This window comes from Sulfitobacter sp. GN1-4 (assembly GCF_055693825.1).
Genome location: NZ_JBVFUQ010000003.1, coordinates 3,473,540 through 3,498,426, shown reverse-complemented (window position 1 = coordinate 3,498,426; position 24,887 = coordinate 3,473,540). Strand labels below are relative to the sequence as shown.

General features: G+C 59.3%; 24 protein-coding genes and 1 pseudogene. 14 read left to right on the top strand and 11 right to left on the bottom strand.

What is annotated here, in order from left to right; all coding sequences use genetic code 11:
* The first annotated feature begins 1 nt into the window (after position 1).
* From ACZ1HM_RS17850 to ACZ1HM_RS17840, 3 genes are all read left to right on the top strand, one after another.
* Positions 2–220 (top strand): putative signal transducing protein, encoded by a 219-nt coding sequence (locus ACZ1HM_RS17850; RefSeq protein ID WP_472744658.1) that lies wholly within the window; start codon positions 2–4, stop codon positions 218–220.
* On the top strand, positions 213–965 hold the full coding sequence (locus tag ACZ1HM_RS17845; protein ID WP_472744657.1) for a tRNA1(Val) (adenine(37)-N6)-methyltransferase: 753 nt from the start codon (positions 213–215) through the stop codon (positions 963–965). The genes ACZ1HM_RS17850 and ACZ1HM_RS17845 overlap by 8 nt, the downstream gene beginning before the upstream one ends.
* 110 nt (positions 966–1,075) lie before the next feature.
* Positions 1,076–1,240 carry a YdcH family protein gene (locus tag ACZ1HM_RS17840; RefSeq protein ID WP_472743986.1) on the top strand — a complete coding sequence of 55 codons (165 nt, stop codon included), beginning with the start codon at positions 1,076–1,078 and terminating at the stop codon, positions 1,238–1,240.
* Positions 1,241–1,252: 12 nt separating this feature from the next.
* On the opposite strand, the gene yddG is transcribed toward ACZ1HM_RS17840, so the two are convergent.
* From yddG to ACZ1HM_RS17815, 5 genes are all read right to left on the bottom strand, one after another.
* Positions 1,253–2,128, bottom strand: coding sequence for an aromatic amino acid exporter YddG (gene yddG / locus ACZ1HM_RS17835; protein ID WP_472743985.1), 876 nt, complete (start codon positions 2,126–2,128; stop codon positions 1,253–1,255).
* The gene (gene gcvA / locus ACZ1HM_RS17830) at positions 2,125–3,066 is read right to left on the bottom strand and encodes a transcriptional regulator GcvA (RefSeq protein WP_472743984.1); all 942 of its coding nucleotides are present in this window, start codon (positions 3,064–3,066) and stop codon (positions 2,125–2,127) included. The genes yddG and gcvA overlap by 4 nt, the downstream gene beginning before the upstream one ends.
* 311 nt (positions 3,067–3,377) lie before the next feature.
* A complete protein-coding gene (phbB, locus tag ACZ1HM_RS17825; RefSeq protein ID WP_472743983.1) occupies positions 3,378–4,100 on the bottom strand; it encodes an acetoacetyl-CoA reductase in 723 nt (240 codons plus the stop codon).
* 162 nt (positions 4,101–4,262) lie between these two features.
* Entirely contained in the window at positions 4,263–5,438 is a 1,176-nt protein-coding gene (locus ACZ1HM_RS17820) for an acetyl-CoA C-acetyltransferase (RefSeq protein WP_472743982.1), read from the bottom strand.
* 164 nt (positions 5,439–5,602) lie between these two features.
* Positions 5,603–6,442 carry an EAL domain-containing protein gene (locus ACZ1HM_RS17815; RefSeq protein WP_472743981.1) on the bottom strand — a complete coding sequence of 280 codons (840 nt, stop codon included), beginning with the start codon at positions 6,440–6,442 and terminating at the stop codon, positions 5,603–5,605.
* Between the two features lie 109 nt (positions 6,443–6,551).
* On the opposite strand from ACZ1HM_RS17815, the gene ACZ1HM_RS17810 reads away from it, so the two are divergent.
* Both ACZ1HM_RS17810 and ACZ1HM_RS17805 read left to right on the top strand, forming a co-directional pair.
* Positions 6,552–7,136 carry a DNA-3-methyladenine glycosylase I gene (locus ACZ1HM_RS17810; protein ID WP_472743980.1) on the top strand — a complete coding sequence of 195 codons (585 nt, stop codon included), beginning with the start codon at positions 6,552–6,554 and terminating at the stop codon, positions 7,134–7,136.
* Between the two features lies 1 nt (position 7,137).
* Positions 7,138–7,449 carry a Dabb family protein gene (locus tag ACZ1HM_RS17805; RefSeq protein ID WP_472743979.1) on the top strand — a complete coding sequence of 104 codons (312 nt, stop codon included), beginning with the start codon at positions 7,138–7,140 and terminating at the stop codon, positions 7,447–7,449.
* Between the two features lie 95 nt (positions 7,450–7,544).
* On the opposite strand, the gene ACZ1HM_RS17800 is transcribed toward ACZ1HM_RS17805, so the two are convergent.
* A complete protein-coding gene (locus tag ACZ1HM_RS17800; protein WP_472743978.1) occupies positions 7,545–8,975 on the bottom strand; it encodes an NAD-dependent succinate-semialdehyde dehydrogenase in 1,431 nt (476 codons plus the stop codon).
* A 297-nt stretch (positions 8,976–9,272) separates the two neighbouring features.
* On the opposite strand from ACZ1HM_RS17800, the gene rpsD reads away from it, so the two are divergent.
* From rpsD to ACZ1HM_RS17775, 5 genes are all read left to right on the top strand, one after another.
* Entirely contained in the window at positions 9,273–9,893 is a 621-nt protein-coding gene (gene rpsD / locus ACZ1HM_RS17795; RefSeq protein ID WP_472743977.1) for a 30S ribosomal protein S4, read from the top strand.
* Positions 9,894–10,015: 122 nt separating this feature from the next.
* On the top strand, positions 10,016–11,098 hold the full coding sequence (hisC, locus tag ACZ1HM_RS17790) for a histidinol-phosphate transaminase (RefSeq protein WP_472743976.1): 1,083 nt from the start codon (positions 10,016–10,018) through the stop codon (positions 11,096–11,098).
* Positions 11,095–12,015 (top strand): prephenate/arogenate dehydrogenase family protein, encoded by a 921-nt coding sequence (locus tag ACZ1HM_RS17785; protein ID WP_472743975.1) that lies wholly within the window; start codon positions 11,095–11,097, stop codon positions 12,013–12,015. The genes hisC and ACZ1HM_RS17785 overlap by 4 nt, the downstream gene beginning before the upstream one ends.
* Positions 12,012–12,341: a hypothetical protein gene (locus ACZ1HM_RS17780; RefSeq protein ID WP_472743974.1), complete on the top strand. Its 330-nt coding sequence runs from the start codon at positions 12,012–12,014 to the stop codon at positions 12,339–12,341. The genes ACZ1HM_RS17785 and ACZ1HM_RS17780 overlap by 4 nt, the downstream gene beginning before the upstream one ends.
* Positions 12,338–12,811 (top strand): extensin-like domain-containing protein, encoded by a 474-nt coding sequence (locus ACZ1HM_RS17775; protein ID WP_472743973.1) that lies wholly within the window; start codon positions 12,338–12,340, stop codon positions 12,809–12,811. Before ACZ1HM_RS17780 ends, ACZ1HM_RS17775 begins: the two co-directional genes overlap by 4 nt.
* 90 nt (positions 12,812–12,901) lie before the next feature.
* On the opposite strand, the gene ACZ1HM_RS17770 is transcribed toward ACZ1HM_RS17775, so the two are convergent.
* Positions 12,902–13,909 (bottom strand): DUF2125 domain-containing protein, encoded by a 1,008-nt coding sequence (locus ACZ1HM_RS17770; protein ID WP_472743972.1) that lies wholly within the window; start codon positions 13,907–13,909, stop codon positions 12,902–12,904.
* A gap of 66 nt (positions 13,910–13,975) precedes the next feature.
* Here ACZ1HM_RS17770 and ACZ1HM_RS17765 point away from each other — a divergent pair, with 66 nt between their 5' ends.
* The 3 genes from ACZ1HM_RS17765 to ACZ1HM_RS17755 all read left to right on the top strand — a co-directional run bounded on the left by ACZ1HM_RS17765 (position 13,976) and on the right by ACZ1HM_RS17755 (position 18,030).
* Positions 13,976–14,518, top strand: coding sequence for a gamma-glutamylcyclotransferase (locus tag ACZ1HM_RS17765; RefSeq protein WP_472743971.1), 543 nt, complete (start codon positions 13,976–13,978; stop codon positions 14,516–14,518).
* A gap of 74 nt (positions 14,519–14,592) precedes the next feature.
* Positions 14,593–15,795, top strand: a complete 1,203-nt coding sequence (locus ACZ1HM_RS17760) for a biopolymer transporter ExbB (protein WP_472743970.1) — start codon at positions 14,593–14,595, stop codon at positions 15,793–15,795.
* Entirely contained in the window at positions 15,796–18,030 is a 2,235-nt protein-coding gene (locus ACZ1HM_RS17755; protein WP_472743969.1) for a peptidoglycan -binding protein, read from the top strand.
* 63 nt (positions 18,031–18,093) lie between these two features.
* Here ACZ1HM_RS17755 and ACZ1HM_RS17750 read toward each other — a convergent pair whose 3' ends face one another.
* The 3 genes from ACZ1HM_RS17750 to gloB all read right to left on the bottom strand — a co-directional run bounded on the left by ACZ1HM_RS17750 (position 18,094) and on the right by gloB (position 22,327).
* On the bottom strand, positions 18,094–19,065 hold the full coding sequence (locus ACZ1HM_RS17750; RefSeq protein ID WP_472743968.1) for a M23 family metallopeptidase: 972 nt from the start codon (positions 19,063–19,065) through the stop codon (positions 18,094–18,096).
* Entirely contained in the window at positions 19,062–21,383 is a 2,322-nt protein-coding gene (clpA, locus tag ACZ1HM_RS17745) for an ATP-dependent Clp protease ATP-binding subunit ClpA (protein ID WP_472743967.1), read from the bottom strand. The genes ACZ1HM_RS17750 and clpA overlap by 4 nt, the downstream gene beginning before the upstream one ends.
* Positions 21,384–21,559: 176 nt before the next feature.
* Complete coding sequence (gene gloB, locus ACZ1HM_RS17740; protein ID WP_472743966.1) at positions 21,560–22,327, bottom strand: hydroxyacylglutathione hydrolase; 768 nt, start codon at positions 22,325–22,327, stop codon at positions 21,560–21,562.
* A 62-nt stretch (positions 22,328–22,389) separates the two neighbouring features.
* Here gloB and ACZ1HM_RS17735 point away from each other — a divergent pair.
* Positions 22,390–23,135 (top strand): annotated as a pseudogene (locus tag ACZ1HM_RS17735) (methyltransferase domain-containing protein).
* A gap of 94 nt (positions 23,136–23,229) precedes the next feature.
* Here ACZ1HM_RS17735 and ACZ1HM_RS17730 read toward each other — a convergent pair.
* Complete coding sequence (locus tag ACZ1HM_RS17730; RefSeq protein WP_472743965.1) at positions 23,230–24,573, bottom strand: hypothetical protein; 1,344 nt, start codon at positions 24,571–24,573, stop codon at positions 23,230–23,232.
* Positions 24,574–24,887: the final 314 nt, after the last annotated feature.

Below are 24,887 nucleotides of genomic sequence, written 5' to 3'. Positions count from 1 at the left end.
TATGAAGGAACTACTGCGCACCACGGACATGACGATCATCGCCTTTGCCCAGGCCCTTCTTCGGGGGGAGGATATAGACTGCTTCGAGATGGACGTAAACATGAGCGTCCTCGAAGGCGGCATCGGAATTTTCCCACGTCGTTTGATGGTGCATCCTGATGATCACGACGCCGCTGAGCGGGTGTTGCGGGATAACGACATCCCCTTTGGCATTGACTGAGCTTCCTGACACAGCCCTTAGCCGCGATGCTTTCCTGGGCGGGCGGCTCCACCTTTATCAGCCGCGTAAAGGATACCGGGCTGGCGTGGATGCTGTCCTGCTAAGTGCTTCTGTTCCGGCAGAAAATAGCCAGCGCATATTGGAGCTTGGGTGCGGGGTTGGTGCTGCGATTTTGTGTTTGGGCACCCGTGTGCCGGGCTTGGAACTGACCGGGGTTGAGCGTGATCCGGCATTCGCCAGCTTGGCGCGGCGCAACGGGGAGGGGCGTCTGCAGGTGGTGGAGGCGGATCTGGACGATCTACCGTTGGATATCCGGCAGCGTCAATTTGACCACGTTCTGGCCAACCCGCCTTATTATGACCGCGACGCTTCCGTTGCGTCAGATGATCCCGCGCGAGAAGCAGCACATGGTGCGCAGACCCCGTTGTCGCGTTGGGTGAAAACAGCCGCGCGTCGGTTGGCCCCGAAAGGCCAGGCGCATTTTATCCATCTGACAGAGCGTTTGCCGGATATTCTGGCCGCATTGCCGCATGAGATGGGGAGCATCGAAGTGCTGCCGCTTGCCGCCCGCACAGGTCGTGCGCCTGAACGCATCATTGTGCGGGCCCGCAAGAACGGTCGCGGGGCCTTTAAGTTGCATGCTCCGCTGATTCTCCACGCTGGCGTGCAGCATGAACGGGACGGAGACAGCTATGTGCCGCACATCAGAGCCGTCTTGCGGGACGGGGCGGCGCTGATTTTCTGAGCCTTCTTAAGCAACTGTTTACCCAAGGTCAGGATATGCTGCGAGGCGGCGTGACACACCGCCAGATCTGTGGTCCACTTCAGATCTATACACAAATTTAGGAGGTATACATGGCTCTCAATGCACATCTGGAGACACTCAAGCGCAAGCACCAGGATCTCAGCGATGCAGTCGAAATGGCACAACGCTCCCCTGGCCATGATGATCTAGAAGTTGCGACCATGAAGAAAGAAAAGCTGCGATTGAAAGAGGAGATTACGCGGCTTTCGAGTTAGCCTCAGATAGATTTATCTGCTCGATGACGTCATGCTGGCCCGCGCGGCGATGACCGCGCCGCCAGTGATCAACAGGGCTGCCCAAAGCAAAGCCAGGCTTGGGGCAGCCACACCGGCCAAGACCAGGACAAGTGTAGACAGCAGCGGGGCCGCGTAAGAGCTCGTGCCCAAAAGCTGAATGTCGCCTTGTTTCACCCCAATGTCCCAGACAAAGAACGCCAGCCCGACCGGGCCTGTGCCCAGCCCGATGATGGCGGCCCATCCCAATGTGGTGGAGGGCAGCTGGGTGTCCTCAAATACCAAATGCAAGGGCAGCGACAGCGCGGCGCTGGCGATGCAAAACACAGCCACCGTCGCGGTGGGCGCATCGCCGACCAGGCGCGACAGGACCGAATAGCTCGACCACGTCAGCGCGCAAAGGAGCGCAAGCGCATAGCCCGCTGCGTGTGAGGTGGCAAAGCCAGCCCCGCCACCCCCAAGGATGATGAGCGCTGCGCCCGAAAAACCCACCAGGGCGCCAATCAGATGGCCCAGCCGCAGCCGTTCACCGGGCAGCAAGCCCGAAAACACGACGATCAAGAGCGGCCAAAGATAGGCGATCAGCCCGGCTTCGGCAGCGGGGGCAAGCCTGAGCGCAGAAAAATAGAGGGCGTGATAGCCAAACAGGCCCAGCGTGCCAAAGATGTACACCTTGAGCGGTACGGACCTAAGGTTGGCTGTCATGCCGGTCAGGGCCGCCCAGATCAGCCCCAGCGTGCCGCCAATGGCAAAACAAATGGTGTTCAATAGAAACGGGGGCGTTGGGGCCGATCCAACCGTAAAGAGCGCAAGAAGCGCCCATAGCAGAACGGCACCAAAGCCGATCGCGGTGGCCCGGGAACGATTCATGTAGCGGATCCAATCGGTTTGACATCAAAGCTGTCGGCGATGTGCGTGTTGCGTTCAATCTCGCGCAGGATCCAGGTTTTGAAGGCGGCGATCTGTGGGCGGGTTTCCTGCCCCGCTTGGCACAGAAAGCGAAAGCGCGCACCAGTGTTCAACGCCATTCTGAAAGGCGCGACAAGCCGGCCTTCTGCGATGTCTTTTATGACAAAGGCACGCCGCCCCAGCGCCACACCAATCCCTGCAAGTGCGGCGTCCAATGCGTGGTCTGACTGGGTAAAGCGTGGCCCCGAAGCAGGCAGCGGCGCGATCCCAACACTGGCGCTCCAGGCGGCCCAATCCACGCGGGGTTTCAAAAAATCGATGGATTCGTCGATGATCAGAACCGCCTCGGCCAGGCTTTCAGGTGTTGGAAAGCGCGATGCCATTTCGGGCAACATCACAGGCGTGACCCATTCCTCGGCCAATGGCAGGGAATAGACACCAACATCGGGGCCCAGGCCAAAGCGAATGGCGACATCAATGTTGTCGCGCACAAAATCCATTCGGCGCAGAGAAGCGGAAAAGCGCAGCTCAATCTCGGGGTGTTCCTGCGCGAACTCGTACAGGCGCGGCGCCAGCCATTTCGCGGTGAACGCTGGGCCCGCTGTGACGGTGAGCGCGTGATGATCCTGGGCCCGTTGTGCCGCATGCCAGCCGTTGGCCAGTGTTTCAAAAGCGGCCTTTGCATCCGGGGCCAAGGCACGCCCTGCATCTGTCAATTCAACCGCCCGATTGAGCCGGACGAACAGCGGTGCGCCTAAGTGTTCCTCAAGTGATTTGATCTGAAAGCTGAGGGCCGCAGGGGTCACGTGCAGCTCATCTGCCGCCTTTGCAAAGGACATATGGCGCGCAGCGGCGTCAAAGGCTCTTAAAGCGGTTAAGGGGGGCAGAGGTGTCGCCATCTCGACTTAAGTAAAACTAAACTGAGGCGTTGGAAAGTCTCGTTTGTCAGAAAGGCCAGGAAATCTCATATTGAGGTCAATCGAGACACACTTTCCTCCCTGAAAGGACACCGCCATGGAAACGCAGAACACACAAAAGACCTACCACGATGCATATGCCCGGGCGCATCAAGAGCGTGCAGCCGCAGCCGCGCAGATGTGGTCCTGGCTCTTTTCGCGTGCGTCCCGCTGATTGACTGCAGCTTTCTTACGGGACAAAAAAGGCCGGCTCAGTTGAGCCGGCCTTTTCTATTCAAGTGTGGTGTTGCGGCTTAGACGAAGAACTGCGCGCCGTTGGCTGAGATGGTGGAGCCGTTGATAAAGCCCGCGTCATCGGCCACCAGGAATTTCACGCAGCGTGCGATTTCTTCAGGCTCACCCAAACGGCCTGCTGGGATCTGAGCAATGATGCTGTCGCGCACTTTTTCTGGGACCGCCATCACCATGTCCGTGCCGATATAGCCCGGGCAGATCGCGTTTGCCGTGATGTTGGCGCGTGCGCCTTCCTGAGCCAGCGATTTCACGATGCCCAAATCGCCTGCTTTGGTCGCGGCATAGTTTACCTGCGCGAACTGGCCTTTCTGACCGTTGATGGACGAGATCACAACGATCCGGCCAAATTTACGCTCACGCATGCCGGGCCAGATGGGGTGAACGGTGTTGAAAACACCGGTGAGGTTGGTGTCGATCACCTGGTGCCACTGTTCTGGCGTCATTTTGTGGAAAGGGGCGTCACGGGTGATGCCTGCATTGGCCACGATGATTTCAATGGGGCCCAGATCGGCTTCGACCTGTTCCAGCCCTGCTTTGGAGCTGTCGTAGTCTGCGACGTTCCACTTGTAGGTTTTGATGCCCGTTTCTGCGGTGAAGGCCGCTGCTGCTTCGTCGTTGCCAGCATAGGTGGCCGCAACGGTATAGCCTGCCTCTTTGAGTTCTTTGGAAATGGCGGCACCGATGCCTCGGCTGCCTCCGGTTACAAGTGCGACGCGGGACATGTAGGTCTCCTCTAGAGAATTTGCGTTGTTCGTTTATTACGTTGGGATAAATCTGGGCGCAACATTATTACGCGGCCGATTTGTCCTTTTGTCCTGCACCAGCGGTGCAGCGCCTCTCAAATGGGCGTGTGGGGGTGCGCAGTAGATGCGCACCCGCAAGAGTTAGGGACGCTCAAGGCACATGGCGACGCCCATGCCACCGCCGATGCACAGCGTGGCGAGGCCTTTTTTCGCATCGCGGCGCTTCATCTCAAAGAGCAGCGTGTTCAGGATGCGGGCACCAGAGGCACCGATGGGGTGGCCGATGGCGATGGCACCGCCGTTGACGTTCACGATCGCCGGATCCCAGCCCATGTCCTTGTTCACGGCACAGGCCTGTGCGGCGAAGGCTTCGTTTGCTTCTACCAGGTCAAGGTCTTCGGCTTTCCAACCGGCTTTTTCCAGCGCTTTGCGGGAAGCATAGATCGGGCCAACGCCCATGATGGAGGGGTCCAGACCCGCGGTTGCGTAAGACGCGATGCGCGCCAAAGGCTCAATGCCGCGCTTTTCTGCGTCATCCGCTGACATCAAAAGCGCGCCCGCCGCACCGTCGTTCAAGCCAGAAGCGTTCGCGGCTGTGACAGAACCATCTTTGGTGAAGGCAGGGCGCATCTTGGCCATCGCCTCCAGGTTTGCGCCGTGGCGGATGTATTCATCGCTGTCGACAGTGATGTCGCCTTTGCGGTTTGGCACGGTGTAGGCGACGATTTCGTCCGCGAACTTACCTGCCTTCTGTGCGGCTTCGGCTTTGTTCTGAGAGCTGACGGCGAATTCGTCCTGCGCATCACGGCTGATCTGCCACTTCTCAGCGACGTTTTCGGCGGTTTGGCCCATGTGGTAGCCGTTGAATGCATCCCACAGACCGTCTTTGATCATGGTGTCGATCAGCTTCATGTCGCCCATTTTCTGACCCGCGCGCATGGCTTGGGCGTGGGGGGACATCGTCATATTTTCCTGACCACCTGCGGCAACGATGCTGGCGTCGCCCAGTTGGATGTGCTGTGCGCCCAAGGCAACAGCGCGCAGGCCGGAGCCGCACACCTGGTTGATGCCCCATGCGGCGCTTTCTTGGGGAAGACCTGCGTTGATGTGCGCTTGGCGGGCGGGGTTTTGGCCCTGGCCAGCGGTCAGCACCTGACCAAGGATCGTCTCTGACACTTCGGATGCATCGACACCTGCGCGGGCAACAATCTCTTTCAGAACAGCAGCGCCCAAATCGTGTGCTGGGGTGTTGGCAAAGGACCCTCCGAAACTACCGACGGCGGTACGGGCGGCGGATGCGATGACGACGTTGGTCATGAATATGGCTTCCTCTTCATTATTGGCAGAGAACCAAAGGGCATGTGTCTCACTACACCACGCCGACTCCCCCGCCTTCTGGGGGGCGTCTTACATCATGCGCTGCCACGCGACAACTGACGCAGGGAAAGCCCGCCATGTGTCAGACACATGGGAGCGCGGTGTTATCCTGTGCGTGAAACTTTGGGTGCCATCCAGGTAGGCTGTACCGTTGGGGCCGCGTAATAATAGCCCTGAAGGCAATCCACCCCCATCTCGGTTAGCATCGCGGCGTCGGCTTCGCGTTCGACACTTTGCGCCACGGTCAGCATGTCGAATTGTTCCGCGATTGAGATAAGGGCGGCGGTGATCACCTGGTTATCGGGGTCTTGGGACAGGCCCCGTATGAATTGGCCATCGATTTTCAGAATGTCGAACAGGAAATCCTTGAAATAACGGATCGCGGTTTGGCCTGCCCCGTAGTTGTCCAAGGCAAAGCAGATGCCATGAGGTTGCAGGTCATCCATGGCGTCCATCACCAGTTCCGGTACCAGCATGGCCGGATCCTCGGTGATTTCCAGGATCAGCCGTTCGCCAACCGTGGGATCCGCGCGCAGATGACGTCTGAGCGTTTTATGCCAAGCGCTGTATCCGATGGAGCGCGCAGAAAGGTTGATAGACAGTCGCAGACCGGGATTTTTGCGCAACGCTTGCAGGCCCAGACGCAGGGCAACAACATCAACCTCGCGGCCCAGTTCCGTGGCGGCAATGGCGGGCATGAAATGGCCTGCCGGAATGACGCGGCCTGTCGGGTCCAAGACCCGCATCAATCCTTCATAAAACCCGACTTTCGTCTGGTCGCTGGCCAGCATGATCGGTTGGAAGGCCAGCAGCGTTTGGTTGTGTTTTACAGCCTGTTCGACCATGTCCAGCGTCCCTTTGTCGCGCTTGGACACAGCATAGTTCAGAGGGCTGTCCGCCCCGGGCGGTACGTCTGCGAAGCGACGTTTGGAAGAATGCACCACAGCGATTTACTTTCGTTAGGACCTGCGCCAGCATGACCGACAAAGATTTAAACGCTTGTTAAGACGTGGATTTGGTTTGAATTGTTGCCGTCCCGTCCCGGAGGATGCGATGGAACGATGCGGCTGGGCAGGGTCGGAACCGATCTATGTTGCCTATCACGACACCGAATGGGGCGTGCCCGAATGGGATAGCCGTGCGTTGTGGGAAAAGCTGATCTTGGATGGGTTTCAGGCCGGGCTAAGCTGGATCACCATTTTGAAAAAGCGCGATAATTTCCGCGCCGCGTTCGAAGGGTTTGATCCCAATGTGATCGCCAGCTGGGGCGAGCCGGAGGTGCTACGCTTGCTGCAAAACGAAGGCATTATTCGCCACAGGGGCAAGATCGAAGCGACCATCACGAACGCGCGGGCCTGGCAGAAGGTTGAGCAACGTGAAGGATTTGATCGCTTCATGTGGAACTATCTGGATGGCACCCCGCTGCAAAACCGCTGGACCAGCCTAAGCGAGGTGCCCGCCAAGACGCCGCTGAGCGAACGCATTTCAAAGGACCTCAAGAAAGAGGGGTTCAAGTTCTGCGGCCCCACGATTGTCTACGCCTGGATGCAGGCCTGTGGGCTGATCAACGATCACCTCGTGACCTGCCCCAGACATGCCGATTGTGCAGCGATGGCCCCTGCCGGGGTGCGGGGCTGATATGATCTTGCATTGCGTGTTTTGTAACTTTCGAGTGGATGCGCCTGAGGCTGACCGCGAAGCGGTTTTTGCTGAGCTGCGCGCATTTAGCCTGACCCTTGAAGGGGTGTCGCAGTTTGCGCATGGGCCGAACCGGGATTTTGAAAAACTGTCGCAAGACTATGACGCGGGTTTTGTGATCCATTTTCGGGATGCGGCGGCGTTGCAGGCCTATGCCCAACATCCGACCCATCAGGCTTTGGGCAAAAGGCTGGTGTCGCTTTGTGAAGGCGGGACAGCTGGCCTTATCGTCTTTGATCTTGAGACCGCTTAACCCGAAAGGGGCGGGGCGCACGGGGCCTCACGCAACCCGGCGAATCCTTTGAAATCAGGCAGAGTGCTGGTGTGCGGTTTTCTTCCCTTGCGGCGTTACTTGATCTGGCTGGCGTGCCAGACGTTTTTTGCCACCATGTAGTTTTCCAACCCTTCGGTGCCGCCCTCGCGGCCATAACCGCTTGATTTCACGCCCCCAAAGGGGGTTTCTGGCATGGAGGCTTCCAGCGTGTTGACCGAGAAATTCCCCACCTCAACCTCTTGGGACAATCTGTGCAGATAATCCGCACGGTTGGTAAAGGCATAGCCTGCGAGGCCGTAGGGGACTGAGTTTGCCTTTGCGATGGCCTCATCCAGAGAGGCGACGGGATTTAGAACTGCAATTGGGCCAAAGGGTTCTTCGCGCATCACCAGCGCTGTATCTGGCACATTTGCCAGCACTGTCGGGGCAAAGAAGTATCCGGTGTCCCCGATGCGTTTGCCACCGGTCAAGACCTGTCCGCCGCTGGCACGCGCATCCTCTGTCATGTCTGTCAGGGTCGCGATCCTACGGTCATTGGCCGTGGGGCCCATTTGCACCCCATCCTCCAGGCCATTGCCCACTACGACCGTCTTGGCGTGCGCGACGAAAATCTCGCAAAATTGCTCATAGATGCTGTCGTGAATGAAAAATCGGGTCGGAGAGGTGCAGACCTGCCCGGCTGAGCGATACTTACGTGAGGCGCTTGTGATGGCCGCCTTTTCAACATCGGTATCTTCGCAGACGATCACGGGGGCATGGCCACCCAACTCCATCAGCACGGATGTCATATGTTCAGACGCCAGCGTGGTCAGATGCCGCCCCACAGCGGTGGAGCCGGTGAAAGCGACCAGTTTGACAGGATCTTGCGGAATAAGATGGCCCGAGATTTCGGCGGGATTGCCGAACACCAAGTTCAGGACACCTTTTGGCAGGCCCGCATCTTCGAAGGCTTTAACGATGTGCACCGCACCTGCGGGCGTTTCTTCTGCCGCTTTCAGAATAACCGAACAGCCTGACGCCAGCGCACCTGCGATTTTCCGGGCAGGCTGGCTCATCGGGAAGTTCCAGGGCGAAAACGCGGCCACCACGCCGATGGGTTGGTGGTGGACGGTAAATGTTTCGTCTGCGCGCGCGGGAATGACCCGCCCATAGGTGCGCATGGCCTCTCCGGCGTCCCATTCAAAGAACTCAGCGCCTCGGATCACCTCAAGCCGGGCTTCCTTCAAGGTCTTGCCGTGCTCCAGCGTGATGTCGCGCGCGATCTCTTCTTGCCGTTCGCGCATCAGGGCAGCAGCGCGGCGGATCAGGTTGGCACGGTCGCGCGGCGCTGAGGCACGCCAAAGCTTGAACCCGGCCACTGCAGCGGTGACGGCATCATCCAGATCAGAAGATGTGGCAACCGGTGTCTGGCCAATGACCTCTTCTGTTGCTGGGTTGATGACCGGCAAATGGTCCGCCGTGTCACGCCAAGCGCCATCAATAAAGAGCCGGATGTCTGGGTACATATTGATGCCTTGCTGCGGAAACCTTATCAGGATGAGCATCCAGCAAGCGTGCCTGCCGGTTCAAGTAAATTGACTGAATACTGATATCTCGATTGTGAATGTCGGATGTGGTCTGTCGCGGGTTGTCTGCTTGCGCGGATGATTTGCTCAAGAACCTGGGGACAAGTCATTGACTCCTTCACAAACCCTCGTATAAGCGCGGCTTCATTGGTGTTGGTGGCCCCCGCAAGGGGATGCCTGTCGGGGTGAAAACCCAAAGGACAACGCCCTTCGAAACCATATTGAAGGAGAACAGCTGTGACAAAACGCACCGCTGCCAAGCACAAGATTGATCGCCGCATGGGCGAAAACATTTGGGGCCGCCCCAAATCCCCTGTTAACCGTCGTGAATATGGCCCCGGCCAGCACGGTCAGCGCCGTAAAGGCAAGCTGTCAGATTTCGGCATCCAGCTGCGCGCCAAGCAGAAGCTGAAAGGCTACTACGGCGACCTGACCGAAAAGCAGTTCCGCCGCATCTACTCCGAAGCGGAGCGGGTAAAGGGCGACACCGGTGAAAACCTGGTGGGTCTGCTGGAACGCCGTCTGGACGCGGTTGTGTACCGTGCCAAGTTCGTGGCAACCGTTTTTGCGGCGCGCCAGTTCGTGAACCACGGCCACGTCCGGGTGAACGGCAAGAAGGTGAACATCCCGTCCTACCGCGTGAAAGAAGGCGACGTGATCGAAGTGCGTGACCGTTCCAAGCAAATGGTTGCCCTTCTTGAAGCCACACAGCTGCCAGAGCGTGACGTGCCAGATTATATCGAGGCAGACCATTCCAAGATGACCGCGACATTCGTGCGCACGCCCAGCCTGGGCGACGTGCCGTATCCGGTCATGATGGAACCCAACCTCGTCGTGGAATTCTACGCGAAGAACTAACTTCGCCACCATTCCAAGCCAGATCAGGGCCGCGACGGGAAACCGCCGCGGCCTTTTGTCATTCCGGCTGGCGGCGGCGGGTCGCGCCCGTTAAGAAACCTGAACAGATAACAGGACCACCTATGTCTCAGTTCACTCCGCAACCCGGCATTATGAACATTGAGCTTTACCAGGGCGGCAAATCGGCCATCGCGGGCCGGGATGACGTGCTCAAGCTCAGTTCAAATGAAAACCCATTGGGCCCCGTGCCCGCAGCCATCACCGCGCTGCAAGATGCGGCGGCGGACATGCACCGCTATCCCTCCACGGATCACGCTGCTTTGCGGACAGCGATCGGTGAGGTTTGGGGCGTGGCCCCTGAGCGGGTGATTTGTGGCGTCGGATCAGACGAGGTGCTGCAGTTTGTCACGCAAGCCTTTGCCGGGCCGGGGGATGAGATCATCCACACCGCGCATGGCTTTTCGATGTACCCGGTGCTGATCAACATGGCGGGGGCGACATCGGTCTGTGTGCCTGAACATGAGCGTGTTGTGGATGTGGACGCGGTCCTGGCCGCTGTCACAGACCGGACGCGGATTGTGTTGCTGACCAACCCCGGCAATCCCACCGGGACCCGCATCTCTGACGCGGATTTGCTGCGCCTGGCGGATGGCTTGCCCGCCTCTGTGATCCTAGTGATTGATGCGGCTTATGCCGAATATGCCGAAGGTTATGACGGTGGGCTGTCCCTGGCGGCGACGCGCGCCAATGTGTTGATGACGCGCACGTTCTCCAAAATATACGGCTTGGGCGGATTGCGGATCGGCTGGGGCTATGGCCCCAAGGCGATGATCGATGTGATGACGCGCATTCGCCAACCCTTTAACCTTTCCACGGTGCAGCTTGCCGCGGCCGAGGCGGCGGTGCGGGATACCGATTGGGTGGCCAATTGCGCGGCGCTCAACGCCGAACAGCGCAGCCGCCTTGTGGGGGCTTTGGGGCAGTTGGGCGTGGCCTGTGACGCCTCTGATACCAACTTTGTCCTTGCGCGATTTGCCGATGTGCCAGAGGCCGACAGCGCCGAGGCCGCGCTGACCGAAGACGGCATTTTGGTACGCCGCGTTGCGGGATACGGCTTTCCCGAAGCGCTCCGGATCACCGTTGGTGACGCAGATCAAACAGGCCGGGTGATTGATACCCTCCAGCGTTGGCGAGGTGAGCCATGAGTGTGATCTATGATCGTGTCGCCTTGATCGGGCTGGGCCTGATTGCGTCGTCGATGTTTTGGGCTATGAAGCGCGATGGGCTGGCGGGGCACGTCAGTGGCTATGCCAAATCCGCCGAAACCCGCGATATCGCGCGTAACATTGGGCTGTGTGACCAGGTTTGCGACAGCGTCGCCGAAGCGGTTGAGGATGCGGATCTGGTTGTGCTCTGCGTCCCTGTGGGGGCCATGGGCACAGTCGCGGCTGAGATGGCACCGCATCTAAAAGAGGGTGCCACGATCACCGACGTTGGATCGGTCAAGGCAGATGTGATTGCCCGGGTCAGCCCCCATGTGCCGCAAGGCGTCCATTTTATCCCTGGCCATCCGATGGCGGGCACAGAGCATTCTGGTCCGAATTCAGGGTTTGCTGAACTATTTGACAACCGCTGGTGTCTGCTGGTCCCGGTAGAAGGGTCCGCACCGGAGGCCGTCAAACGCCTGCGCTCCCTTTGGGAAGGCATGGGTTCCAACGTGGAAGAGATGGAGCCTGAGCACCATGATTTGGTCTGCGCTGTGACGTCACATGCGCCCCACCTCATCGCTTACACGATGGTTGGGGTAGCCGATGACCTGCGCCGCGTGACCGATAATGAGGTCATTAAATTCTCAGCTGCGGGTTTCAGGGACTTCACCCGCATCGCCGCCTCGGACCCAACGATGTGGCGGGACGTGTTCCTGACAAACAAGGAAGCAACGCTCGAAATTCTGGGCCGGTTCACCGAAGAGCTCTTTGCGCTGCAACGTGCCATTCGGCAAGGCGATGGTGAGCATCTTCACGCCTATTTCACCCGCACCCGTGCCATTCGCCGTGGTATTATCGAAGCGGGTCAGGATACAGATGCGCCAGACTTTGGCCGTAGCGGAGACCGGACTTGAGCCTGAAGGCCTGGACATTGATGGGCGCGCTTTGCTTTGCGCAGGGGGCCTATGCGGCTGATCCCACATCGTCGCTGCGCCCGGTGCAGCGCGGTGGCAACGTGGCGGTGCAACCTGTGACGCTGGATGGCACGGGTGCGGTTCGCCAGCCTGCGCAGAGTGCCGCGCAAGAGGCGGCCAAGGAACGGCCGGGCCTCTTTTCATCCTTGCGCCCCTTTTTCGCACCAACGCGGTCGCGCGTGAGGGGCGAGAGCAGCAGCGCTTGCGCAAAAAGGGGGCGGTTTGCGGTGATCTGGCCATTCAAGGAGAAGCGGTTGGCAGGGTGACAGGGAACCTGCGGGGCTGCGTTATTGAGAATGCCGTGCGCATCCGCGAGGTGGCAGGTGTCGGGCTGAGCCAGCGGTCGGTGATGGATTGCCAGACCGCCGATGCGTTGAAGAATTGGATGGAAAGCACGGCAAAGCCTGCCCTTTCCAGAAAGGGCGGCGGGCTGAAATCGGTTCGGGTGGCCGCGCATTATGCCTGCCGCACCCGCAATAACCAAAAGGGCGCGCGATTGTCCGAACACGGCAAGGGCCGTGCCATTGATATCTCGGCCTTCCGGTTGCAGGACGGCACAGAGGTGAGCGTGCTGGATGGCTGGAACGCACGGCGCTATTCAAAGGCGTTGCGGCAGATGCACAAAGGGGCCTGCGGGCCGTTTGGCACGGTGCTGGGACCAGAGGCTAACCGGTTTCACCGCGACCACTTTCATTTTGATACGGCGCGTTACCGGTCGGGCAGCTTTTGTCGTTAAGGTAGACGTCAAGTGGCCCGGACTTCGCCTGCGCCACAGCGATCTGCGGAATGCACGATTGGTCTTGCCTTTGGCGATAGGTATTGCGGTCTAATAACGTATTTTGATCTTTGGCGCGGGGCCAAGGGCAATAGGGCCTAAAAAGGCATTGCCCGCCTCAAACCTGAGCTGCAGATCCAACGTCTCTGACGCGCCGCTTAAGTTGGCCAATGCGTTCGCGACCACCTCAACCTGACGGGCGCGGGCGGCAGGCAAAAGCCGGGCGCGTTCCAGTTGGGCCAGCAGAACGGCCCATCGTTCTACCACCAGTCGGACCTCACCCTCAGGCACCCCCTCTGCGTCAAAGGTCAGCGTACCTGAGCCACCTATCGCCACTTCATACCACCGCAGATCAAGCGTATCTAACCTGACGCTGCGCGGTTGCGGGTGGGGCGCTTGGCCTGCAAAGCGGTCGAGCGGTTTGTCAAAAGTGATGTCCGCAGTTGCCGCAAACGCCTCAAAACGTTCTGGCCAGACCGAGGGGATCTCCAAAAGGCCGCGCAGCAGGTCGCCGGGTATCAGCTCCGTTGCGGTAAGGGTGGCGCGGTAGCTATGGCGCTCCTCAGGCAGGTGCCGCAGTTCAGCCAGAAGCCCCTTGCCACTGATCAGATTGCCCTGCGGCGTATTGGCGTCCCATGACGCAGCAGAGACGGAGAGACGCGCCAATTCGGTGGCGAAGCTGGGATATGTTTTCAGCGCCGCGCGCCCGTCACTGCTGCGCAGAAACAAGGTGCCTGCCGGCCCGCTGATCTCAACGGGGGTTTGGGGCAGGTCTAGCGTGATATCACCCGGCCAATAGGCGGGCATCACGGCCCTTACATCATCGGCCTTCACCGACAGCCCAGTGTCAGGGTGTTGGACGGTGATGCGCCCGATGTTCGTGTTGAAAACACCTGGAAAACCGGCGACCTGCAGATCCCCCAGATCGGCCTGCCAGCCCGCATCAGGCGCGTTGACTGCCACTTCGCTCAGTTGACGTTCGATCACCCCCGCAGCCAGCCACCACCAGCCCGACCACAGCAGCGCCAGCGCAACACAGACCTTGAGCAGAGCGCCCATTGCGAAATCCCTTTAACTCTTGCCTGAGATGCGGTTTACCCACGCAAAACGCAAAGGACCAGCAAGATGGCGATGTGGGTATTTGGCTATGGCTCTCTTCTGTGGAACCCAGGGTTTGAGGTGGCCGAAAGTGTGATTGCGACGCTGCCGGGCTATGCCCGCTCTTTCTGCATGCGCTCAATCCACCACCGGGGCACCGAAGAGGCCCCAGGCCTGGTGCTGGCCCTTGACCGCCAGCCCGATCAAGGCTGCACAGGTATGGCGTTGCGGGTGGCCCCCGGTCAGGAGGCAAAGACCTTGGCATACCTGCGCGAGCGTGAGCTGATTTCCTCTGCCTATCTGGAGCAGAACCTTGAGATCACCTTGGCGGATGGCCGGGTGGTTGAGGCGGTTGTGTATGTTGTGGACGAAAGCCACAACCAATATTGCGGCGGGCTGCCGCTGGAAGAGCAGGCGCATATCATCGCCCAAGCCGTTGGGGGGCGCGGACCCAATACCGAATACCTCTATAACACCGCCGATCATTTGCAGGAGGTGGGGCTGAATGACCCCGACCTTGAGTGGCTGAGCGCGCGCGTCAAAACCCTTGCACAGCCATCAAAGGCATAATTTCTTGGCATCTGCAGCATATTTCAGTGTAACCTCTGCGCAGAGCAGACAAAAAGGTCAGGAGCACCGGCCGAATGGCGCAGTCTGAGCGCACAGAACGACCGCAGTTTTCGCAGCCCGTCCGTCAGATTTCACTGATGCTGATCGTGCTGGGTCTGACCGGTTTTGGTGCCTTTTTGGCGCTGCCGTCGGTCTATCCGATTTTTGCGGCTAACCCCTATTTGAACGGGTTTATTATCTTCGTGTTCCTGATCGGGGTGATCGCCTGTTTCTATCAGGTGTTTCAGTTGATCGGTTCGGTCCGCTGGATTGAGAATTTCGCCTCTGACACACCCGATCCGGCCACCGTAGCGCCGCCGATGCTGGCCCCCTTGGCCGCCCTTTTGCGGACGCGGGGGGCACGGATGCAAGTCTCTGCCAGCTCTACCCGGTCCATCCTGGATTCCGTCTCTACCCGGATTGATGAAGCGCGCGAGATTACGCGCTATATCGTCAACATGCTGATTTTCCTGGGCCTTTTGGGCACGTTCTATGGCCTTGCGACGACGGTGCCCGCGGTGGTCGATACCATCCGCTCGCTGGCCCCCTCGGATGGGGATAGCGGCACGGAGGTGTTCAGCAATCTGATGACCGGGCTTGAGGCGCAGTTGGGCGGCATGGGCGTGGCCTTTGGCTCATCGCTGCTGGGGCTTGCTGGATCCTTGGTCGTAGGCTTGCTGGAGCTTTTCGCCGGACACGGCCAGAACCGCTTTTACCAAGAGCTTGAAGACTGGCTCAGCTCCATCACACGGGTTGGCTTTAGCGCGGGCGATGATGCGACGTCTGAACAGACAATGGTTGCGGGCGTGGTCGATCACATGGCCGAGCAGATGGAGAAGCTCCAGCAGATGTTCGCGCAGTCCAACGTTAGCCGGGCTGCGGTCGATGACAAGCTCAACCGATTGGCGGATGCGGTGGACCGGATGACGGAACGCATGCAAACCGATGATCCGTCTGCCGCCGCGCTTAACCAGATTGCTGCAGGTCAGGAACGGCTGATTGCGGTCATGCAAGAGCGTGAAGGTGGTGAAGGCATTGATGCCGAAAGCCGGATGCGCCTGCGCTCCATTGACGTGCAAATGCTGCGTATCCTGGAAGAGATCTCTGCCGGGCGTCAGGAAACGATGGCCGAGCTGCGCCAAGATATCGCCATGCTGGTCAAGGCCACGTCAGGAAACCGATCAGGCGTTTTGCGCAAGGTTCGCACCACGGATACATCCAGCGGCGAGGGCCAGTAAATGGCGCTCTCCCGGAGGACGGGTACACGTTTTCAGGGCTCCATTTGGCCCGGTTTTGTGGATGCGATGACCGGTCTGTTGCTGGTGCTGATGTTTGTTCTGACGATCTTCATGATCGTGCAATTCGTTTTGCAAGAACGCATCACGGGGCAGGAAACAGAGCTGGATGTTTTATCCGAAGAGGTGGCCGCGCTGACCCAAGCCTTGGGGCTGGAAGAACGCGATAACGCGCAACTTGAGGCCAGGTTGGGCGCGTTGAATACCACGCTGAACAGCACCCAAGACCAGTTGAATGCAGCCCAGGGGCGGCTGTCCCAACAAGAGGCATTGATTGCATCGCTTACCGCTGAGCGGGACCAGAAGGTGGCCGAGCTGGAGGCCGCAGGCGCTGAGATCACGCGCTTTGAGGCGCAAGTGGCAGGCTTGCTGGCGCAAAGGGACACCGCGCTGACGCAGGTTGAGCAGTTGGAGACCGAAAAGGCAGATCTTTTGAGCGCGCAAGAGCAGCTCAACCTCGCGCTGGCGACAGCGCGCACTGAAATTGACGCCCAGGTCGAAGCCGCGCGTCTGGCGGCCAGCCAGCGGGAGGCGCTGGACGCACTTGTGGCGCAGTTGCGTGCCGAGACCGCAGAGCAAGGCACGCAAATTGCAACGCTGCAAGGGCAGCTTGATGAAACCGCGCAAGCGCTCAGCGATGAAGAGGCCGCGCGCCTGGCCGAGGCTGCGGCGGCAGAGCTGCTGCGCGAACGGTTACAAAACGCCGATGCGGATCTGACGGCGATGACCCTCGCGCTGGAAGAACAACGCCGCCAGGCCGAAGAGACGCTGACGCTTTTGGCAGCGGCGCGGTCGGCCGAAGAGATGTTGGATATCCAACTCGCAGAGATGTTGATCCAGCTGGAAGCAGCGCAAACTGCAGCGATTGAGGGTTTGCAGACACAACAACAGCTGACGGAGACGCAAGGCGCGTTGGAAGAGTTGCGCGCGCAGGCAGAGGCGGATGCCGCCCAGGCGGCGGCCCTTTTGGCACGGTTGCAGGAAGAGGCTGAGGAAAACCGCGCCATCACAGCGGCGGAGATTGCGCAGTTGCAGTCGGATGCGGCGGTTGCCGCGGCAGACCGGGCCGCTGAGATCGCTGCCTTTCAGACGCAAGCGGATGCCCAAAAGGCTGAGATCGCGCGGTTGCGCCGCGCACTTGAGGCAAGCCAGACCTCTGCCACCCAGAGCGACAGTGCACTTGCCCGACTTCAAGCGTTGGTCGACGCGCAAGAAACCGCCACGGCTGATTTGACGGCAGACCGCGATGAGCTGCGGGCCCGGCTGGCCGAGGCCATTGCCGCGCGGATTGCGGCACAGACAAACGCAGACACGCAGCAAACCGATGCGGAGCGTCAGGCCGCCCTGTTGGCCACAGCGCGCGCACAGCTTGCCGAAGAACAGGCTGCCGCAACACAAGCGCAGCGACAGACGGAGTTGTTGAACCAACAGGTCGGCGCGCTGCGGACGCAGCTGACCCAGTTACAAGCCTTGTTGGACGATGCCCGCGCGCGGGACGCTGCCAAAGAGGTGGAGCTGCAGTCGCTGGGATCAGAGCTGAACACAGCACTTGCACGGGTTGCCGCCCAAGAACGCCGCCGCGCTGAGCTGGAAGCAGCAGAACGCGCACGGCTTGAGGAAGAAGCGCGCCTGTTGGCCGAGGCCAAGCGGTTGGCTGAGGAAGAAGCACGACTGGCGGCACAAGAGGCCGAACTGCTGCAAGAGCAGGCCCGCGATCTGGAGCAGTACCGTTCCGAGTTCTTTGGCCGCTTGCGGGACGTTCTGGGGGCCCAAGAAGGTGTGCGGATCGAAGGCGACCGGTTCGTGTTCTCATCCGAGGTTTTGTTCCCGCCGGGCGGCGCAATCCTGTCCAATGAAGGCCGGGGTGAGATTGCCAAGGTTGCGGGCATTCTGAGGTCTGTAGCAGGAGACATCCCGCCCGAAATAGACTGGGTGATCCGGGTGGACGGGCATACCGATAACGTCCCTGTGGTGGGCGGCGCGCAGTTTGCCGACAACTGGGAGCTTTCTCAGGCGCGCGCACTTTCCGTGGTGCGCTATATGATTGATTTTCTGGGCATCCCACCGGATCGCCTCGCCGCTAACGGCTTTGGTCAGTATCAACCGTTGGCCGAGGGCGACAGCCCTGAGGCCCGTGCGCAAAACCGCCGCATTGAGTTGAAGTTCACTGAGAAATAAGCCGGGTCTTCATTTCCGAGCGCGCCGGTTTGGGAGCGTCCATACTGGGTCGCCCATCAGCCCTTAGGGCGAGACATAGACCACATCACGCCTCAGGCTGATCACCTCTCCGTCCCGCAACAGCGTGGCAGTGCCCACGTAAGACCCCGTTGGCCAGGCCTTGCCTCGTAGGCGCTTGCCGATGGCTCTGAACGCCTGGGCGTGGTTGCGTTCTAGCGTGTGGTCTTTGCTGACTACTTCACCCTCTGGCCCGACGATGCGCAGCCGGAGGATGTCATCTTTCAAGGTGCCAAAACTGAACCCATAAAAGACAAGTGCCGATGCATCGGCGGGCAGGTTCGCCGCAAAAGGGATGCCTTGTTTCACGGTCGCAAAATCCGGCACTTGATCCGTCATACCAACGCGGATCAGCCCACCGGGTTGATAGAAAGGCGTCTCCTCCCACAAGGTACTGTCGCCCGCTGATCCGCAGGTCAGCGTGCCGTCTGGATCAAAGGGATCGACAGGCGTGCTGTTTTGGCGCACGGACAGATGCAGATGCGGAAATTCGGTGCGCCCGGAATAGCCGATCTGGCCTAGCACATCCCCGGCTTTGACCTTTTGGCCATTGGTGACGGTGATGGAGCCTTGTTTTAGGTGGCAATACTGCGTTTCCCAGCCATCTGGATGGGCCAGCAAAACGCCGTTGCCGCATTCCTTGCCTTCAACCTCGGCGCGGGTTTCATCGCTCCAGCCGGTGTCGGGCATGGTGTCACGCACGCCCCGCACGGTGCCGTCCGCGGCGGCGATCACATCTACGCCACGGCGCATGTCGGCATGCGTGGGCACGGCAAAGTCGGTGCCCTTGTGCCCGTCATAGGCAAGCGAACTGCAGTGAAAATCGATGGCACCTGCGCCGGGGTCGCGGTCCATATATTGCTGGATATAGCAGTCTTCGCCCAGCGTGCAGTCCACCGGCAACGACAAAAGAAAATCCTCCGCCAGCACCGGGCTGGCGGAGGATATGATCAGTGCCAATAGGCCGCTGCGCGTCATTCCGCTGTCAAAAGTGGCGGTTTGTTCCCCGCGATCTTGGGTGTTTCTGGATCAAGAATGGTCAGCTCCAGCTCACCTTTCTTGACGCCCACCTTGACCACGCCACCTTTGGCCAACTTGCCAAAGAGCAACTCCTCGGCCAGCGGCTTTTTGATGTGTTCTTGGATCACGCGGCCGAGTGGGCGCGCGCCCATCTTGTCATCATAACCCTTGTCGGCCAGCCATTCGGCGGCTTTCTTGGTCAGCTCAAACGTCACGTTGCGGTCCATCAGCTGCGCTTCAAGTTGCAGCACGAACTTTTCAACCACCCGCAAGATCACCTCTTTCGGCAGCGCGCCGAAGGAGATCACCGCATCCAGACGGTTGCGGAATTCAGGTGTGAAGGTCCGCTCAATCGCGGCGGTATCCTCACCTGTGCGGCGGTCACGGCCAAAGCCGATCGCCTCTTTCGCTTGTTCGGCAGCACCGGCGTTTGACGTCATGATCAGCACCACATTGCGGAAATCCACCGTGCGGCCGTTGTGATCTGTCAGCTTGCCGTGGTCCATGACCTGCAACAGGATGTTGTAGACATCCGGGTGGGCCTTTTCCATTTCATCGAGCAGAAGCACACAGTGCGGATGCTGGTCGACACCGTCGGTCAGCATGCCACCCTGGTCAAACCCCACATAGCCCGGAGGCGCACCGATGAGGCGAGAGACCGCGTGTTTTTCCATATACTCAGACATGTCAAAACGCAGCAGTTCCACACCCAGCGTATCCGCCAGCTGTTTGGCCACTTCGGTTTTACCCACACCGGTTGGACCGGCAAAGAGGTAGTTGCCGATGGGCTTTTCAGGCTCGCGCAGGCCCGCACGGGCCAGTTTGATCGCTGAGGAAAGCGCCTCAATCGCTTTGTCCTGCCCAAAGACCACCCGCTTGAGCGAGGCTTCGAGGTCTTTCAGCACCACAACATCGTCTTTGGAGACGTTCTTGGGCGGGATGCGCGCGATTTTGGCCACGACGCCTTCGATCTCTTTGGTGCCGATGGTTTTGCGCCGTTTGGAGGCGACAACAAGGTGTTGTGCCGCACCGGCCTCATCAATCACGTCAATGGCTGAATCGGGCAGCTTGCGGTCGTTGATATAGCGGCTGGCCAGTTCCACAGATGTTTTGATCGCATCCGAGGTGTATTTGACCGAATGGTGATCCTCAAAATACGGCTTGAGGCCTTTGAGGATCTTCACCGCGTCTTCGACGCTTGGCTCATTCACGTCAATCTTCTGGAACCGGCGGCTTAGCGCGCGATCCTTCTCAAAATGCTGACGGAACTCTTTGTAGGTGGTGGACCCCATCGTGCGCAGCTTGCCACCGGCCAGGGCCGGCTTCAGCAGGTTGGAAGCATCCATCGCGCCACCGGAGGTGGCACCGGCACCAATAACGGTGTGGATCTCATCAATGAACAAGACCGCATCGTCATGCTCTTCCAACTCGGAAACGACAGCCTTGAGCCGCTCTTCAAAGTCACCGCGGTAGCGTGTGCCTGCCAGAAGCGCGCCCATGTCCAGTGAATAGATCGTGGTGTTCTGCAACACCTCAGGCGTTTCACCGGCAACGATCTGGCGCGCCAGGCCTTCGGCAATCGCCGTTTTGCCCACACCGGGGTCACCCACCAGCAGAGGGTTGTTTTTGCGGCGACGGCATAGCACCTGGATGCAACGCTCTACTTCCAGGTCGCGCCCAATCAGAGGGTCGATGTCACCTTCCCGCGACTTGGCGTTCAAATCGACGCAGTATTTCTCAAGCGCGGTTTCTTTCTTTTCGCCGTCCGTGACGCCCTGCGGCTCTTCATCGGCCTCGGGCGTGCCCGCGACGGGCCGCGCTTCGCCGTAGGCGGGGTCTTTGGCGACGCCATGGGCGATATAGTTCACCGCATCATAGCGGGTCATTTCCTGTTCTTGCAGGAAGTAGGCCGCGTTGCTTTCGCGCTCAGCAAAGATGGCGACCAGTACGTTGGCACCGGTCACTTCTGTGCGACCGGAGGACTGGACGTGGATGGCCGCGCGTTGGATCACACGTTGGAAAGCGGCGGTAGGCACCGCCTCTGATCCGTCGACATCGGTGACCAGATTGCTCAGGTCCTCATCAACGAATTCAACCAGAGTCTCGCGCAATTCATCAACATCAACAGAGCAAGCTTTCATTACTTGCACTGCATCGGGTTCATCAATCAGCGCAAGCAAGAGATGTTCCAGCGTTGCGAATTCATGTTTGCGTGCGTTGGCCAGCGCCAGCGCCGCATGTATTGCCTGCTCAAGAGTGTTTGAGAATGAAGGCACCGGCGTGCTCCTTATCCTTCGGGGTCGGTCAGGGTGCTGTGGGATAACAGGGCCCCGGTCCGACCATGGCCTCTACCTATTAGAGTTTGGTTGATCACGGCGCGGCTTCAAGCATTTTCTTCGAAAAACTAGTCACAAAGTCCGTGATCAGTGCTTTTTGCACCCATTTGCCGCAGTCAAAAATTGTCTTTTCGTTTGCGGATTTCGGCAAAGACGTCGGCGTCGGGTGCGGTGGGCATCCCCAAAGTGGCACGAATGCCGGGATCGGCAGGGCGCAAAAAGGGATTTGTGGCAAGTTCGGTTGCGAGGGTTGAGGGAACGGTGGGTGCGCCTTTGGCGCGGGCGGCATCCACCTGTGCTGCTCGAGAGATAAGTGCGGAATTGTCAGGATCAACCGTCAGGGCGAATTTGGCATTGCTGGCGGTGTATTCATGGCCTGAACAGATGGTTGTCTCTGGGGGAAGAGCCATCAGCTTTTGCATGCTGTCCCACATCTGAGGTGCGGTGCCCTCAAAAAGCCGCCCACAGCCCAAAGCCATCAAGCTATCAGCCGTAAAGCAGGCACTGGCCGCAGCGACGTAGAATGCGATGTGGCCCACGGTATGGCCTGAGACATCGAAAATCTGCGCCTGCAGGCTGCCCAACGCAACGGTGTCGCCTTCGCTGACGGCAAGGTCTAGGTCAGGCAGACGTGCCGCATCGGCTTTGGCACCGACGACTTTGGCCGGGTGAGCGGCCAGCAGATCAGGCAGGCCGTCTACATGATCATAGTGGTGATGGGTGATCCAGACCTGTGAGGCGGTCCAGCCCCGGTCGGACAATGCGGCGTTGATCGGACCCGCCTCAGGCACATCGATCACCGCAACCTCCCCGGTTTCGCCGTCTCGCAAAATGTAGGCGTAATTGTCGCTAAGGCAGGGGACGGTGATCAGCTCAAAAGCCATGGCGCATTCCTCATTCGTTGATATGCTGGAGGTAAGACTGTCACCGCAAAGGCCAAGCCGCAATGCACCTTGATGTGCAAGATCTGCGCAACTTCTATTACCGCAGCCCCTTGGGTCGTGCCGCGCAGGCGTCTTTGCGCGGGCGTATGCTTGAGCTGTGGCCTGAGGCTAAAGGCCAGACCGTTGTCGGATTTGGCTTTGCCGCCCCGCTGCTGCGTCCCTATTTGAAAGACGCCCGGCGGGTTATCACGCTGATGCCGGGCCCGCAGGGGGTGATGCCTTGGCCGCCGGGCATGGCTAATACCTCAGTTCTGACAGAAGAAACGCTTTGGCCGCTTGAAACCGGTCACGTGGATAAGCTGGTGTTGATGCACGGCCTTGAGACCAGCGAACGCCCCTCTGACCTGCTGGAGGAATGCTGGCGGGTGCTGGGGCCGGGGGGCGCGTGCTTTTTATCGTGCCAAACCGCGCGGGGCTTTGGGCGCGCAGGGATGCAACGCCCTTTGGCTTTGGCCGCCCCTATTCGCCCAGCCAGTTGGACGCGCAGCTCAAAAAACACCAGTTTCTGCCTGAACGGCATGTGGGCGCGCTGTATCAGTTGCCTTCACACCAGCGTGTCTGGATGAAATCGGCCCGGCTTTTGAAAGTGTGGGCCGCCGCATGCCTGCGATGATGGCGGGGGGCGTTTATGGTGGAGGCGACCAAGCTGGTCTATCCGCCGAAAGGCACCGGTAAGAAGGTGCGGTCGCGGGTGAGTGTCCTTGAGGGCCTCACAGAGCCCGCGGTTGGGCGGGCGCGAGGCACTTGAAGGTCAGTGGTGATCTGGCAAAACCGCGACAAAGCTCAAACGCGAAAGAGCCCCTGCAAGGTGCAAGGGCTCTCTTATTTATTCTACGGTTTGATTAGCCAAAGCCGGGGATGGTGAATGGCAAGCTCAGACCTGTGAGTGTGCCGCCCGTGTTGCCACCGGTGAGAGAGAAGTCAAAGCCGCTCCCGGTGTCTGTGCCGTCGTCATCATCGGCTGTCACGACGCCCGCTTCGGGTTCGACATAGTTCTCAACACTTGCCCAATCCAGGTTGGACGTGATGGACGGATCATCATTCACAAAGCTGTCGATGCGCAATTCATAGGGGCGCATGTCTTCGGGATCTCCGTTGATGACCACGGCGTCCTCACCCAGGTAGATTTCGGAGACCATGCGCATGTCATTCGTCTGCCCATCAGGGTCGGCCAGAAGGGCTTGGATCTGTGCATCGCTCAGGCTTTCCACATCGGATGATGTTTCGATGACATAAGCGCGTTTGGTGACGCTGGTGTCGTTTTCGCGGCCATCTTCCACCTCTTCGAAGATCAGGTGCACGTTGCCGGTGACATCAGACCCAAATTCGAAATGCAGGCTGTCGTTGGGGTTGCTCAGATCAACCTCAGCGATATGCGTGCCCAGATGATCGCCCTCCACGTCCAGCGTGATATCAGTGCTGCCCTCAAAGGATTTGGTTGTGGTCAAGGTGGTCACTTCGGTGCCGCTTTCGTCGACATCAACCGTTTCGGCGGACATCAAGCTGCCCTCCGGCCCTTCGATGTTGCTGTTCAATCCAGCAGTGATCGCGGTGGTCTGTGCGTTAAACTCAATGCCAAAGGTATGTTCCGCGTCATAGCCAACTTCAATGGCATTGGCGTCTTCAGGCGCTGTGACACTGAACGCTGGATCTGTTTCATCAGCTCCTTCAGCGCGTTCTTCCATCACCAGGCCGTCATCAACCTCAGAGCCGGCTGACGTGCTGACCGTCACCAAATTCTCAGGCTGGCGCGCTTCCTCAGCGGCGGCTTCTTCTGCCGCGCGCTGCTCTTCCAGTTCTTCGGCAATTATCAGCGGATCACGATACTCATCGCCCATGGGTGGGCGTGCCACTTCCTCGGTGCCGGTCTGAGTTTCGTCATCAGCGCTGTCCAGATTGCCGACAAAGTCATGCAAATCGTCAACAACGTCTTCGATCTGCTGATCAGGGTTTTCCTGAACGCCTTCGACAAAGTTGTTGATCTGCTCTTCCAATTCGGGTGCCAGATCATCCGCAGGCTGGAACTGGATCTCAAGATCACCGGTTCCTTGGGCCACTTGCGTCGGCTCTGTTGTGTCCTCAGCAGAGGTTTCGTCTACCTCATACTCATCAGCATCGCCACCGCCGCCCATCGACATCGCGGCGAAACCGACGGACAAAAGAGACAAGAATCCAATTGCAAACATCTGCACGTCCTCGTTCTGCTGGCCCAAAACTGCTCGCAGGCCAATGAATTAATTTCGATTTGTTTGCCCAAGGAACTTGGCCGGAGTGAGGCGAATGAGGGCAATGAGGGGGCAAGATCTCGTATTTCTGCGCTGCAAAAGGCGATGTTCGCGCCACAATTGCAGCTTCTGCGCGCATGAAACCGGCTGTCAGGCAAAGGTTTGGCAAATAAACCAAGGGGGGTCACATCACCGCACGTTACTGTGTTGCGGTGCGGCACACCCTCTGCTACATGGCCCCTGATTTAGCTGCCTTGACCCTGATCAAGACGCGC

What these genes read in the sequence shown, in the direction of transcription:
- hisC (WP_472743976.1), top strand. Translation starts at nt 10,016, where the DNA reads ATGTCTCAGTTCACTCCGCAACCCGGCATTATGAACATTGAGCTTTAC.
- ACZ1HM_RS17810 (WP_472743980.1), top strand. Translation starts at nt 6,552, where the DNA reads ATGGAACGATGCGGCTGGGCAGGGTCGGAACCGATCTATGTTGCCTAT.
- gcvA (WP_472743984.1), bottom strand. Translation starts at nt 3,066, where the DNA reads ATGGCGACACCTCTGCCCCCCTTAACCGCTTTAAGAGCCTTTGACGCC.
- ACZ1HM_RS17850 (WP_472744658.1), top strand. Translation starts at nt 2, where the DNA reads ATGAAGGAACTACTGCGCACCACGGACATGACGATCATCGCCTTTGCC.
- ACZ1HM_RS17765 (WP_472743971.1), top strand. Translation starts at nt 13,976, where the DNA reads ATGGCGATGTGGGTATTTGGCTATGGCTCTCTTCTGTGGAACCCAGGG.
- phbB (WP_472743983.1), bottom strand. Translation starts at nt 4,100, where the DNA reads ATGTCCCGCGTCGCACTTGTAACCGGAGGCAGCCGAGGCATCGGTGCC.
- ACZ1HM_RS17750 (WP_472743968.1), bottom strand. Translation starts at nt 19,065, where the DNA reads ATGACGCGCAGCGGCCTATTGGCACTGATCATATCCTCCGCCAGCCCG.
- ACZ1HM_RS17840 (WP_472743986.1), top strand. Translation starts at nt 1,076, where the DNA reads ATGGCTCTCAATGCACATCTGGAGACACTCAAGCGCAAGCACCAGGAT.
- ACZ1HM_RS17755 (WP_472743969.1), top strand. Translation starts at nt 15,796, where the DNA reads ATGGCGCTCTCCCGGAGGACGGGTACACGTTTTCAGGGCTCCATTTGG.
- ACZ1HM_RS17820 (WP_472743982.1), bottom strand. Translation starts at nt 5,438, where the DNA reads ATGACCAACGTCGTCATCGCATCCGCCGCCCGTACCGCCGTCGGTAGT.
- ACZ1HM_RS17770 (WP_472743972.1), bottom strand. Translation starts at nt 13,909, where the DNA reads ATGGGCGCTCTGCTCAAGGTCTGTGTTGCGCTGGCGCTGCTGTGGTCG.
- ACZ1HM_RS17800 (WP_472743978.1), bottom strand. Translation starts at nt 8,975, where the DNA reads ATGTACCCAGACATCCGGCTCTTTATTGATGGCGCTTGGCGTGACACG.
- ACZ1HM_RS17760 (WP_472743970.1), top strand. Translation starts at nt 14,593, where the DNA reads ATGGCGCAGTCTGAGCGCACAGAACGACCGCAGTTTTCGCAGCCCGTC.
- ACZ1HM_RS17805 (WP_472743979.1), top strand. Translation starts at nt 7,138, where the DNA reads ATGATCTTGCATTGCGTGTTTTGTAACTTTCGAGTGGATGCGCCTGAG.
- ACZ1HM_RS17730 (WP_472743965.1), bottom strand. Translation starts at nt 24,573, where the DNA reads ATGTTTGCAATTGGATTCTTGTCTCTTTTGTCCGTCGGTTTCGCCGCG.
- gloB (WP_472743966.1), bottom strand. Translation starts at nt 22,327, where the DNA reads ATGGCTTTTGAGCTGATCACCGTCCCCTGCCTTAGCGACAATTACGCC.
- yddG (WP_472743985.1), bottom strand. Translation starts at nt 2,128, where the DNA reads ATGAATCGTTCCCGGGCCACCGCGATCGGCTTTGGTGCCGTTCTGCTA.
- ACZ1HM_RS17785 (WP_472743975.1), top strand. Translation starts at nt 11,095, where the DNA reads ATGAGTGTGATCTATGATCGTGTCGCCTTGATCGGGCTGGGCCTGATT.